This is a genomic window from Vibrio sp. B1FIG11, from assembly GCF_905175335.1.
Lineage (GTDB): Bacteria > Pseudomonadota > Gammaproteobacteria > Enterobacterales > Vibrionaceae > Vibrio > Vibrio campbellii.
This window is the reverse complement of the sequence record NZ_HG992751.1, coordinates 621,511-634,687: the sequence shown is the minus strand read 5'-3', so window position 1 is coordinate 634,687 and position 13,177 is coordinate 621,511. Positions and strand designations below refer to the sequence as shown.

Below are 13,177 nucleotides of genomic sequence, written 5' to 3'. Positions count from 1 at the left end.
GAGCTATCACAACGCCTTTCTCTAACGAGCAAAAAATAACCACTTCCCTTTTGCTTTGACTCTGGTATACTCGCCGCCGCTTTAAATTGTTCTTTAACATCCGTTGGGAAATTCGTATGCATCCAATGCTAAACATTGCTATTCGCGCTGCGCGAAAGGCAGGCAATCACATTGCTAAATCATTAGAAAACACAGATAAAATTGAATCTACGCTAAAAGGCACTAATGACTTTGTTACTAATGTAGACAAAGAAGCAGAAGCTATCATCATCGATACTATCAAGCACTCTTACCCAGAGCACTGCATCGTTGCTGAAGAAGCTGGTCTTATCGAAGGTAAAGATAAAGATGTACAATGGATCATCGACCCAATGGATGGCACTAATAACTTTGTAAAAGGTTACCCAACTTTCGCAGTTTCTATCGCGGTTCGCTTCAAAGGTAAAACTGAAGTGGCTTGTGTATACGATCCAATGCAAAACGAGCTATTCACTGCACAACGTGGTGCTGGCGCTCAGCTAAACAACGCTCGTATCCGTGTTACTCAACTTAAAGACCTACACGGTACTGTTCTAGCGACTGGTTTCCCATTCAAACAGAAGCAACACTCTGAGTCTTACATCAAGATCGTAGGTTCTCTATTCACTGAGTGTGCTGACTTCCGTCGTAGCGGTTGTTCTGCTCTTGACCTATGTTACGTGGCTGCTGGCCGTGTAGATGGTTACTTTGAGCTAGGCCTAAAACCTTGGCAAATGGCTGCTGGTGAGCTTATCGCTCGTGAAGCTGGCGCAATCCTAACTGACTTCGCTGGCGGTACTGAGTACATGAAGTCTGGTAACATTGTTGCTTCTAGCGCTCGTGGCGTGAAATCTATCCTTAAGCACGTTCGCGAAAACGGCAACAGCGCGATCCTTAAGTAAGATTCTCAAGTCATACTAAGCCCGTCACGCTGATGACTTTTGAATAGCCCCGCTCATTGAGCGGGGCTTTTTTATATCTGAAATTCACTAACCAGTTCAAACGTCACTTAAGCAGATTTCTTCAGGCATAAAAAAACCGCTGACTGCTCAGCGGTTTTTGTTTTCGGTTCTCAATCTGCCTTATGGCATCTCGTCGAACTCTGCACCTTCTTTTTCTACTTGAGGTGGCATCAAGTGCTCTTTCTGGATACCCAGTTTCAGCGCTAGTGCTGATGCTACGTAGATAGAAGAGTAAGTACCTACCGTGATACCAAGTAGAAGTGCGGTTGCGAAGCCGTGAATCATCGCACCACCTTGCATGAATAGGGCAATTACTACGAACAAGGTTGTACCCGACGTAATCAATGTACGGCTCAATGTTTGAGTGATTGATGCATCCATGATGTCTGAAGGTTCGCCCTTACGCATCTTACGGAAGTTTTCACGAATCCGGTCGAATACAACGATGGTATCGTTGAGCGAGTAACCGACTACCGTTAGTAGCGCCGCTACGATGGTAAGATCAACTTCGATTTGTAGGAACGAGAACACACCCAGCGTGATGATGATATCGTGTGCTAGTGCCATTACCGCACCAGCCGCTAGACGCCATTCAAATCGCATCGATACGTAGATCAGGATACAGATCAGCGACACAAGGATCGCTAGACCGCCCGCTTCTGTTAGCTCATCACCAACGTTTGGACCTACAAACTCGATACGACGCATTTCTACGCTTTCACCCGTACCTTCTTTGATAGCACCAATGATTTGGTTACCTAGTGTTTCACCAGACATATCGTCACGAGGACGAAGACGAACCATTACATCGCGAGCACTACCAAAGTTTTGTACTGTCGCATCACCGAAGCCTTTTGAATCTAGCGCTGCACGAATCTCTTCAAGGTTTGCAGGTTGTTGAAAACCTACCTCGATGAGCGTACCACCAGTAAAGTCTAGACCCCAGTTCAACCATTTGGTTGATAGCGTGAAGATAGAAGCAGCGATCATAAAGATAGAGAATACGAACGCGACTTTCGACCAACGCATAAAGCCGATCGTGTTTTCTGCTTTTAGAATTTGAAACATATTAATTCCCAGCCTTAGATCGACAATTTATCAACACGTTTGCCACCGTAAATCAGGTTCACGATACAACGTGTACCCACAATAGCAGTGAACATTGAAGTTAAGATACCGATAGATAGTGTTACTGCGAAGCCTTTCACCGCACCTGTACCCACTGCAAATAGAATGATCGCAGTGATAAGCGTTGTGATGTTCGCATCGGCAATAGTGCTGAATGCGTTTGCGTAACCTTGGTGAATCGCTTGCTGAGGACTACGTCCATCTCGAAGCTCTTCACGGATACGCTCGAATATCAGAACGTTCGCATCGACCGCCATACCGACGGTTAATACGATACCGGCAATACCAGGCAGCGTCATGGTAGCGCCTGGAATCATCGACATAACACCAATGATAAGAACCAAGTTTGCCATCAACGCAATGTTAGCAATCAGACCGAAGCCACGGTAGTAAAGCAGCGTAAACAGCATTACCGCAACCATACCCCAGATACATGCTTGGATACCCATATCGATGTTTTGCTGACCCATTGATGGACCAATGGTACGTTCTTCAACGATAGAGATCGGTGCGATTAGAGCACCAGCACGTAGTAGAAGTGCTAAGTTGTGCGCTTCTGCTGCAGAGTCGATACCAGTGATACGGAAGTTACGACCAAGAGCCGATTGAATCGTTGCTTGGTTGATGACTTCTTCGTGCTTATCAAGGATAACTTTGCCTTCTGGCGTACGACGGCCACTGTCTTTGTATTCTGCAAACACGGTAGCCATTAGCTTGCCGATGTTCTTCTTAGAGAACGCAGACATTTTGTTACCACCTTCGCTGTCTAGCGAGATGTTAACTTGTGGGCGACCGTATTCATCAACACTTGAACTTGCATCCGTGATGCTTTGACCACCAAGAATAACGCGCTTCTTAAGCACAACTGGGCGACCATCACGGTCCATCTTGATTTCGCTACCTGCTGGCGCACGGCCATTTGCCGCTGCTGATAGGTCAGCTTTATCATCAACTTCGCGGAACTCTAGTGTTGCCGTAGCACCTAGAATTTCCTTCGCACGAGCGGTGTCTTGAACACCAGGCAGCTCAACTACGATGCGGCTAGCACCTTGACGTTGAACCAGTGGCTCAGCAACACCCAGTTCGTTAACACGGTTACGAAGAATCGTGATGTTTTGTTCAACTGCGTAGTTACGTATCTCTTGTAAACGTTGCTCGGTAAAGGTGGCAATCAACGCGTAACGACCATTAGAATCAGAGTCGACAAAGTTCATGTCTGGGTGATTCTTTTCTAGCGTTGCTTTCGCTTCCGCTAGCTGCTCCTCATTACGTAGCAATACTTCCACACCTTCTGTACCAGAAGGACGGATTGCACGGTAACGAATCTTAGCTTCACGAAGTTCGCTACGGAAAGCTTCTTCTTGCTGACCAACTAGCTTCTCCATCGCCGCGTCCATATCAACTTCCATTAGGAAGTGAACACCACCACGTAGGTCAAGACCCAACTTAAGTGGCGACGCACCGATTGCTTCTAGCCAATCTGGCGTAGATGGAGCAAGGTTTAGTGCAACAATTTTATCTTTGCCAAGCGCTTCGCTGATGATATCGCGGGCACTGATTTGAGTGTCAGTGTCATTGAAACGAACAAGGATTGATCCATTCTCGAGAGCAATGGATTTATGAGAGAGATGCTCTTTATCAAGAGCTTTGGTGACAGCATCCAGCGTTGACATATCTACAGAGGCGCCACGCGCCCCTGTAACTTGAATAGCCGGATCTTCACCGTAGATATTTGGAAGTGCGTATAACGCAGCGGTGATGATGGCAAAAAATACCATCAAGTACTTCCATAATGGATAACGGTTTAGCACAGCGAGGATCCTTTAGCTGTTTTATAGAGACTTCAGCGTACCTTTTGGTAGCACTGCAGTTACGAAGTCTTTCTTGATTACAACTTCATTGTTTGCGTTTAGCTCAATTGAAATGAAATCGTTGTCTTCAGCAATCTTAGTGATTTTACCCACTAGGCCGCCGCTTGTTAGAACTTCATCGCCTTTGCCCATAGAAGACATTAGGTTCTTGTGTTCTTTAACACGCTTAGATTGTGGACGGTAGATCATGAAGTAGAAGATCACCGCGAACATGCCTAGCATGATTAGCATTTCAAAACCGCCGCCTGCTGGTGCGCCTTCTGCTGCTGCGTGAGCTTGAGAAATAAACATTAAAACATCCTCATTATATTTTATTGATAATCCAACAAGTTGGGCTTTCGTAATTTAGATTCAAGTTTGAGATTAAGTAATAGAGATCACCTTCTCAAAAATAACGTACGTTAGCCTACTTTATTAGCAAAAGCCTCTGGCAACATGCCAAAGGCTTTAATTCTTTTAATCTGTTAATTACTGCTCTTTTGCTAGTGGTGGAACTTCACGACCACGACGCTCATAGAACTCAGTAACGAACTCATCGAAACGATCTTCATCAATCGCCTTACGAATGCTTTCCATCAGACGCTGGTAGTAGCGTAGGTTATGGATAGTGTTCAGACGAGCACCTAGGATTTCGTTACAACGCTCTAGGTGGTGAAGGTACGATTTGCTGTAGTGCTGACAAGTGTAACAGTCACAGTGCGGATCTAGCGGAGTTGTATCCGTTTTATGTTTCGCATTACGGATCTTGATCACACCACCAGTCACAAATAGGTGACCATTACGCGCGTTACGCGTTGGCATTACACAGTCAAACATGTCGATACCACGACGAACACCTTCAACCAAATCTTCCGGTTTGCCTACGCCCATTAGGTAACGAGGCTTGTCTTCTGGAAGCTGTGGACACGTGTGCTCAAGGATACGGTGCATGTCTTCTTTCGGTTCGCCTACAGCAAGACCACCAACCGCGTAACCATCAAAACCGATTTCCGTCAGGCCTTTGATAGACACATCACGCAGATCTTCGTAAACACCACCTTGAACGATACCAAATAGGTTGTTCGGGTTTTCTAGCTTATCGAAGTGGTCACGTGAGCGTTGTGCCCAACGTAGTGACATTTCCATCGATTTTTTCGCTTCGTTGTGTGTCGCTGGGTATGGCGTACACTCGTCGAAGATCATTACGATGTCAGAACCTAGGTCTTTTTGGATTTCCATCGACTTTTCAGCGTCCATGAAAATCTTGTCGCCGTTTACAGGGCTACGGAAGTGAACACCTTTCTCAGTGATCTTACGCATTTTACCTAGGCTGAATACTTGGAAACCGCCTGAATCAGTAAGAATAGGACCGTGCCAGTTCATGAAATCGTGCAGGTCACCGTGCATTTTCATCACTTCTTGACCAGGACGTAACCATAGGTGGAAAGTGTTGCCTAGCAGGATTTCTGCACCCGTGCCTTTTACTTCTTCCGGAGTCATGCCTTTAACCGTACCGTAAGTACCTACTGGCATGAATGCTGGAGTTTGAACAGTGCCACGTTCGAAGGTCAATTGACCACGACGCGCATTGCCGTTTTTCTTTTTAAGATCGAATGATAATTTCACGATGCCTCCGAGTGTCAGAGAAACAGTCTGACTATGTATCTTGGGGTTTCCCCCACTTTAAGGAGCGGTCGCCTTCCGTGCGAGAGACAAAGCAGAGATTCTGCTCTGTTTCCTAGCCTACTGCTAGCACTCGTAAATCGTTAGCTTTCTAACCCCTCCTAACCGACCCCGTCACAAGGAAGAGGGCTAGAGAGGGCTTAAAACATTATGCTGTCTTCTTTTTAATAAACATTGAGTCACCGTACGAGAAGAAACGGTATTTGTTTTCCACCGCGTGCTTGTAAGCATTCATGGTGTTCTCGTAACCAGCAAACGCGCTCACCAACATAATTAACGTTGATTCTGGTAAGTGGAAGTTGGTGATCAAGCAATCCACCAGTGGTACTCGTAACCAGGGTAGATAAAGATTTCCGTATCGCCAAAGAATGGAACCAATTCTGTTCCTTTCTTCAACGCGTCTTGCGCTGCACTTTCTAGTGAACGCACTGACGTAGTACCCACAGCGACGATACGACCGCCACGCGCTTTGGTTGCGTTAATCGCATCCACTACGTCTTGCGGAACTTCTACGTATTCTGCGTGCATATGGTGATCGTTGATGTCATCCACTTTAACTGGCTGGAACGTACCTGCACCTACGTGCAGAGTAACGTACGCAAACTCAGCGCCTTTCGCTTTGATTTTCTCAAGCAGAACATCATCAAAGTGAAGACCCGCCGTCGGTGCTGCAACCGCACCTGGCTTTTGGTTATAAACCGTTTGGTAACGCTCTTTATCCGCGTCTTCATCCGGGCGGTCGATGTATGGAGGAAGTGGCATGTGACCAATTTCTTCCAGAATCTCGAGTACCGTCTTATCAGAGTTAAATTTCAGTTCAAACAGTGCATCATGACGAGCGACCATTTGCGCTGAGTATTCATCGTTTTCACCAACCAAGATCGTTGTGCCTGGTTTTGGCGATTTAGAGCAACGAACGTGTGCCAGGATGCTTTTCTCATCGAGCATACGCTCCACCAGCACTTCTAGCTTGCCGCCTGACTCTTTGCGACCAAACAAACGCGCAGGAATAACGCGAGTATTGTTGAAAACCACTAGGTCACCGGCTTGAACTTGCTCCAGCACATCGGTAAACGTGCCATCAATAAGCTCACCAGTATTGCCGTCCATTTGCAGCAGTCGGCTAGCGGTACGCTCTGGTTGAGGGTAGCGAGCGATGAGTTCATCTGGAAGGTCGAAATGGAAATCTGATACTTGCATGTTACTTGTCTTATCTATTGGTCAAATCACGTCAAAGACGACGATAAAATTGCGACGAGTTTTTCGCAGCAGACTAGTATATGTTTACATGCTGCAATAGCAAGCAAATCCCCTTAGATTGACTGTAAAAGCTTTCACTAAGAGTGTAATAAAACGTGAAAGGTGCAGGATAAGCACACATAAAAAAAGCAGCGAAGTGCGCTGCTTTTTAAAATGTCTAATTACGTTTATCAGTTACTGAAAGTTTAACTTTTGCGTCGGCGCATCCACGCTAATGGAGCCAGCAAACTAAATAGCCAAGCGCCTAAGCTACCACCGTCGTCTTCAGAGCCTCTGAAATCACAGTTATTGGTCGCAATCCCATCATGGCACTCTTCTTCCCCACCACCATTTCCACTATTCGCTTCTTTGATGAAGTTCGGCTCAATGATGTAACTGCTCGGTGGACCATCGGCGGTGATGTAGGACTGTACCCAATCGTAATATTGCCCCACTTTAGTGTAGAAGCTTGGGATCGTTAAAGAGCCACACGTTGGTAGAATAAGAGGCGCACCACTTACGATACCGATCTGCTTACCCGTTGCGACATCAATGAGCGGACCACCACTGTCACCTTTACACGCGGAGTTACCATATTGAGTATGACTATCCGGCTCCAATACGCGGTTCTTCGTTGGAAGCGTGCAAATTTTGGTTTGGTTTTCTCTTGAATCAATGACTCCCGGAAAACTGCTGCCAATTTCTAAACGCTCATAACATTTGTCGATCGGCAAAAATGTGCTGATGGTGGTTTTGAGCGTACTGGAAGGTTCAGAGGCATCGGGCTGAGTGGTCCCCCACCCAAATACTTGCACGTTTTCGACACGTTGATTCGTCAGATAATTATCGTTCCAATCCGCAGCCAAACGTGCTTCGATATTTTCCATATCAGCTTTATTTGCTAAGTCAGCAACGCGCGCGTTCGCCACTGGGCGCGTGAGGTACAACAACGCGATGTCTGAATCTAAACCAGTTTGGATAGGTTTCACGTTGCCGTTGCTATCAATCTCAGCTTTTGAAATTCGCGTATAGTCAGGGTGAACCACAACGTGAGAGACAGGATAAAAGTTATCAAGCCCTGCAGAATTGAGTTCATACACATTGGCGTTCACCGACAGTTCTCCCGGCGGAGTAACATAATAGCTCGCTTCGTTGGTTCCCTGCCCCATCACCACACAGTGTGCCGCAGTTAATACCCACTGTTCCGTCAGCATGGTACCGCCACACAGCGGAAACTCTGCCATGTTACTTGCGCGTAAAGTCACACGATCAACCGGGTCGGTTTGCTCATCTCCTAACACAATCGCTTGAGCGGATTGCACACTGAATGCCGCCACTGCCAAAGCAATGAGCTTGTTGCATGTCGTTCGTTTCATTTAGGTTGTAATCTTCAATCTGGTAAGCCTGAGCGTATCTTCTTCCAGAGGCTTATCTTGGAAAATCAAGCAAGTAAAAATGTGCGATTCAACTCATTAGATTACATTCTGACCACATACCTTATCAGTGAAAAATGCAAACTGACTCGCATTGAGTTTTTCAACGGCAAATAGCAATAATTAACAAACCAATCAGTAGTAATTTCTATGAACTATAGTGAAGGTGAGCATTTGCTCTTTAGACATTTATTGAGGTAAGTATGAAGATGTTAACTCTAGCGCTGAGTGCTGCCGTACTCGCGTTTTCATCTGGAGCAATCGCAAGTTCCAGCAATGATCGACTCAAAGTGTTGCAAGATGCCTGTTACCTAAAACAGGTCCCTCGCTTATGTGCCGTAAACCTGCCAGATAAAAGCTACATCGGTCGCTGTGTCGATGCGAAAGCTCATGGTCTTATCTGTGTGCATTTTAAGCAACGTTAAGAGTAACCAAAGCTAAGGTTTAAACGCCTTAGCTTTGGTTATTTATGATAGCGCTTACATCCTAGACTCACCCCGAATGAGTAGCTGGAATTATAGAAAACACCAGTCCATTTTCACCTCTGATTGATCTCCATCTAATCGTTTTATTTTATTAGTGAAAAACGAGTTAGCTCCCAGATATGCAGCAAAATATTCTCTATATTTAAGAGAAGGACAATGCCGCTGGAGGTCTCTATGATCAAGGTTGAAGACATGATGACTCGCAACCCTCATACCTTGCTGCGTGAGCACACATTACGTGACGCAAAAAGCATGATGGAAGCGCTTGATATTCGACATATTCCGGTTGTTGATGCCAATAAACACTTAAAAGGCTTGGTGACTCAACGCGATATTCTTGCTGCACAAGAATCCTGCTTGCACCCAGATGAGGCTGAACAATCTTTTACCCTCGATACTCCGCTTTACCAAATGATGCACACCAACATCATGACTGCCGAACCAAGAGCAGGTTTAAAGGAAAGCGCAATCTATATGCAAAAGCACAAAGTCGGCTGTTTGCCAGTGGTCAATAAAGGTCACTTGGTCGGCATCATCACCGATACCGATTTTGTAACCATTGCAATTAACTTGCTGGAATTACAAGAAGAGACCGAGCCGGAAGAGATCGAAGCGGATTAATTCGCTACTAGGTTTCATTCTCTCAAATCGCAAGCAAAAAAGAGCGGCTCAATCGCCGCTCAAAGATGTCATTACTAACGTAGTAATTGTGGACTCAATGCTGATTAGAATTGGTCTTCTTCAGTAGAACCTGTCAGTGCTGTCACTGACGAGTTACCGCCTTGAATTGTGTTGGTCATTCTATCGAAGTAACCCGTACCAACCTCTTGTTGGTGCGCTACGAACGTATAACCTTTTTCTGCCGCTTCAAACTCAGGACGTTGAACCTTCTCAACGTAATGACGCATGCCTTCGCCTTGTGCGTAAGCGTGTGCCAGTTCGAACATGTTGAACCACATGTTGTGAATACCTGCTAGCGTGATGAACTGGTACTTGTAGCCCATGTTAGCTAGCTCTTGCTGGAACTTAGCAATGGTTTCTGCGTCTAGGTTCTTCTCCCAGTTGAATGAAGGCGAGCAGTTGTATGCCAACAGTTGGTCTGGGTACTCTGCATGAATTGCTTCTGCAAACTTGCGTGCTTCTTCTAGACATGGCGTTGCTGTCTCACACCAGATTAGATCCGCATATGGCGCGTAAGCTAGGCCACGAGAGATAGCTTGGTCGATACCTGCACGTACACGGTAGAACCCCTCTGGCGTACGCTCTCCTTGAATAAAGTCTTTATCGTATGGGTCACAATCAGACGTTAGTAGGTCTGCTGCGTTTGCATCGGTACGTGCGATTACTAGTGTTGTCGTGCCAGCAACGTCCGCTGCTAGGCGAGCTGCTACCAGTTTTTGCACTGCTTCTTGAGTTGGAACCAGTACTTTACCACCCATATGGCCACACTTCTTCACAGATGCTAGTTGGTCTTCAAAGTGAACACCTGCCGCACCAGCGTCGATCATCGATTTCATTAGCTCGTAAGCGTTCAATACACCACCAAAACCTGCTTCCGCATCCGCTACGATTGGTAGGAAGTAATCAATACCGCCTTCGTCCTCTGGCGACTTACCTGCTGACCACTGAATTTGGTCTGCACGACGGAATGAGTTGTTGATGCGTTTTACTACAGACGGTACCGAATCTACTGGGTACAGAGATTGGTCTGGGTACATTGTAGAAGCGGTGTTGTTATCCGCTGCTACCTGCCAACCTGATAGGTAAATCGCTTCAATACCCGCTTTCGCTTGCTGTACGGCTTGACCACCCGTTAGTGCACCAAGACAGTTTACGTAGCCTTTCTTTGAACTACCGTTGACCAGTGACCAAAGTTTGTCAGCACCACGTTGTGCGATTGTGTTCGCTGGCACCATAGAGCCACGCAGTTCTACTACTTCTTCTGCTGTGTAAGTACGCTTTACATTTTTCCAGCGTGGGTTGGTTGCCCAATCTTTTTCCAGAGCTTCAATTTGTTGGCGGCGAGTTAAGTTAGTCATTGGTCTATCCCTCTTATAATGTGCACTTGTGCATGTGCGTTGAGTTTTCCGTTCTCAGGCAGTACATCCTTATCTGCCTCGAATCCTTCACGTATTGGTTAAATAAACATGTATTAGTTAAATAAATGGAGTGTTCTAAATCTTTGGGTTAATCCAAGTAGTCGTAACCTGGAATGGTTAAAAAGTTGGTCAGTTCATCACTGGTGGTAAGTCTCGCCATCAAGTCTGCCGCTTCTTCAAATCGACCGGCTTGGTAACGCTGCTCGCCAATTTCTTGCTGCACGACTTCAATCTCTTCTTTCAGATAGAGTTCGAACAGCTCTTTAGTGACCTTCAATCCGTTGTCGAGCGACTTGCCGTGTTGAATCCATTGCCAGATTGAAGCGCGTGAGATTTCTGCCGTTGCTGCGTCTTCCATCAGTCCGTAAATCGGCACACAACCGTTGCCAGAGATCCAAGCTTCGATGTATTGCAACGCAACGCGGATGTTATGACGCATACCTTCTTCTGAGCGTTCACCCTCGCACGGTTCAAGTAACTCTGCGGCGGTGATTGGCGCGTCTTCTGAGCGGCTCACATCCAATTGGTTAGTGCGCTGCCCCAGTGTGGCACTGAACACTTCCATAGCAGTGTCTGCCAACCCCGGGTGAGCAACCCAAGTGCCGTCATGACCGTTGTTGGCTTCTAGTGATTTATCGTTGTGGATCTTATCCAGCACTTTTTGGTTTTCTTGTGGATCTTTAGCCGGAATAAAGGCTGCCATGCCGCCCATCGCAAATGCGCCACGTTTATGACAAGTGCTCACCAACAATCTTGAGTAAGCGTTGAGGAATGGCTTGTCCATGGTCACCACTTGGCGATCCGGAAGTACGCGATCTGGGTGGTTTTTCAGTGTTTTGATGTAGCTAAAGATGTAATCCCAGCGACCACAGTTCAAACCAACGATGTGTTCTTTCAGGGAGAACAGAATCTCATCCATTTCGAATACGGCTGGTAAGGTTTCAATCAGCACAGTCGCTTTGATGGTGCCTGTATCCAAACCGAAATATTCTTCAGTGAAATGGAACACTTCGCTCCACCACTTCGCTTCATGATGCGATTGCAGTTTCGGAATGTAGAAGTATGGACCGCTTCCCTTTTTCAGTAGCGCTTTATAGTTGTTGTAGAAGTACAGAGCGAAATCGAATAGCGCTCCTGGAATGATCTGACCGTGCCACGTTACGTGTTTTTCTTTTAGATGCAGTCCGCGAACACGGCAGATCAACACCGCTGGGTCTTCTGCCAGCTGATAGTGTTTACCATTGCCAGGGTTGGTGTAGCTGATGGTGCCATTAACAGCGTCACGCAGGTTAATTTGACCATCCAGAACTTTACTCCACGCAGGGGACATCGAGTCTTCGAAATCAGCCATGAACACTTTTACATTCGCATTCAGTGCGTTAATCACCATCTTGCGATCGGTTGGTCCAGTGATTTCCACTCGGCGATCTTGCAGATCTTGCGGGATTCCAAGGATCTTCCAGCTTCCTTCACGAATGTCTTGTGTCTCTGGTAGAAAGTCTGGCAGTTCACCAGCGTCGATGCGTGCTTGCTTCTCTTCTCGTGCTTCTAGCAACTGCTCAACACGTCCGGCAAATTTTTCACACAGTAGAGATAAAAAGGTTTGGGCTTCAACAGGGAAAATTGCTTGATGTTCAGGAGCAACGACTCCATTCACCTCAAGCATGCCTTGGGTTTGCTTTAGTTGTTGTGTTTTTTGTTCTGTCTGAGCAAGCATAATCATTCATCCTTAACGTGCTTTATCCATCTTGGGCAGTCAGCCTAAAGCTACATTTGTAAGTTATGAACAACAAATTACATCCTTCGATTTGGTGTTCACTTCGCTTCGTTGTGTCTATACCTTGCGCAACCTAAATTGCTTTTTCAATCTAGACATAAGTCTTACAAGCCTTTAATTAAGCTAACCCAACAAAGGTTTAAGCGAAACCCCTCAAGTAAACAAAACGTTAAATTCAAAGTTTTATTCGGTATCAAACAAGTGTTTGATTTTTGAGTTCAATTTGTAAGTTATTACGTAATTAAATTACATCAATTTTACAGGTTATTTTTAAATTCAAACAAGCGTATGAATAGTAAGGCAGGAGAAAAATCCTTGTATTCACAAGGGCTAGGAAGAGGAAATTAAACACGACTTAAACGCGTTACACAGGCAGTTGTGTAAAATTAACATTGTGAAATTTCACTATTTTATGAAAGCTTCATGAAAGTTCATCTGTAAAATTTTACAAGTCAAAGTTCACGCGCAGAATAAAATGCTAAAAAGCGCACTATTTCTAGTGC

10 protein-coding genes and 1 pseudogene are annotated in these 13,177 nt (G+C 45.8%); 3 read left to right on the top strand and 8 right to left on the bottom strand.

Going from position 1 to position 13,177, the window contains the following annotated elements; translation table 11 throughout:
- The first annotated feature begins 116 nt into the window (after positions 1 to 116).
- The gene (gene suhB / locus KHO06_RS02915) at positions 117 to 920 is read left to right on the top strand and encodes an inositol-1-monophosphatase (RefSeq protein WP_005424885.1); all 804 of its coding nucleotides are present in this window, start codon (positions 117 to 119) and stop codon (positions 918 to 920) included.
- Positions 921 to 1,100: 180 nt separating this feature from the next.
- On the opposite strand, the gene secF is transcribed toward suhB, so the two are convergent.
- The 6 genes and pseudogenes from secF to KHO06_RS02885 all read right to left on the bottom strand — a co-directional run bounded on the left by secF (position 1,101) and on the right by KHO06_RS02885 (position 8,256).
- Complete coding sequence (secF, locus tag KHO06_RS02910; protein WP_038890720.1) at positions 1,101 to 2,048, bottom strand: protein translocase subunit SecF; 948 nt, start codon at positions 2,046 to 2,048, stop codon at positions 1,101 to 1,103.
- A 14-nt stretch (positions 2,049 to 2,062) separates the two neighbouring features.
- On the bottom strand, positions 2,063 to 3,919 hold the full coding sequence (secD, locus tag KHO06_RS02905) for a protein translocase subunit SecD (RefSeq protein WP_005447728.1): 1,857 nt from the start codon (positions 3,917 to 3,919) through the stop codon (positions 2,063 to 2,065).
- Between the two features lie 21 nt (positions 3,920 to 3,940).
- Positions 3,941 to 4,270 carry a preprotein translocase subunit YajC gene (gene yajC, locus KHO06_RS02900; RefSeq protein WP_005424903.1) on the bottom strand — a complete coding sequence of 110 codons (330 nt, stop codon included), beginning with the start codon at positions 4,268 to 4,270 and terminating at the stop codon, positions 3,941 to 3,943.
- A 177-nt stretch (positions 4,271 to 4,447) separates the two neighbouring features.
- Entirely contained in the window at positions 4,448 to 5,584 is a 1,137-nt protein-coding gene (gene tgt, locus KHO06_RS02895; protein WP_005424899.1) for a tRNA guanosine(34) transglycosylase Tgt, read from the bottom strand.
- 205 nt (positions 5,585 to 5,789) lie between these two features.
- Positions 5,790 to 6,841 (bottom strand): annotated as a pseudogene (gene queA / locus KHO06_RS02890) (tRNA preQ1(34) S-adenosylmethionine ribosyltransferase-isomerase QueA).
- 245 nt (positions 6,842 to 7,086) lie between these two features.
- Positions 7,087 to 8,256 carry a trypsin-like serine protease gene (locus KHO06_RS02885; protein ID WP_038890719.1) on the bottom strand — a complete coding sequence of 390 codons (1,170 nt, stop codon included), beginning with the start codon at positions 8,254 to 8,256 and terminating at the stop codon, positions 7,087 to 7,089.
- A 260-nt stretch (positions 8,257 to 8,516) separates the two neighbouring features.
- Between KHO06_RS02885 and KHO06_RS02880 the strand changes: the two genes are divergently transcribed.
- Together KHO06_RS02880 and KHO06_RS02875 are read left to right on the top strand one after the other, a co-directional pair.
- The gene (locus KHO06_RS02880) at positions 8,517 to 8,738 is read left to right on the top strand and encodes a hypothetical protein (protein WP_212582069.1); all 222 of its coding nucleotides are present in this window, start codon (positions 8,517 to 8,519) and stop codon (positions 8,736 to 8,738) included.
- A 234-nt stretch (positions 8,739 to 8,972) separates the two neighbouring features.
- Positions 8,973 to 9,419, top strand: a complete 447-nt coding sequence (locus KHO06_RS02875; RefSeq protein ID WP_005424784.1) for a CBS domain-containing protein — start codon at positions 8,973 to 8,975, stop codon at positions 9,417 to 9,419.
- A gap of 104 nt (positions 9,420 to 9,523) precedes the next feature.
- On the opposite strand, the gene aceA is transcribed toward KHO06_RS02875, so the two are convergent.
- Entirely contained in the window at positions 9,524 to 10,837 is a 1,314-nt protein-coding gene (aceA, locus tag KHO06_RS02870) for an isocitrate lyase (protein ID WP_005424793.1), read from the bottom strand.
- Positions 10,838 to 10,985: 148 nt separating this feature from the next.
- A complete protein-coding gene (gene aceB, locus KHO06_RS02865; protein ID WP_212582068.1) occupies positions 10,986 to 12,614 on the bottom strand; it encodes a malate synthase A in 1,629 nt (542 codons plus the stop codon).
- Positions 12,615 to 13,177: the final 563 nt, after the last annotated feature.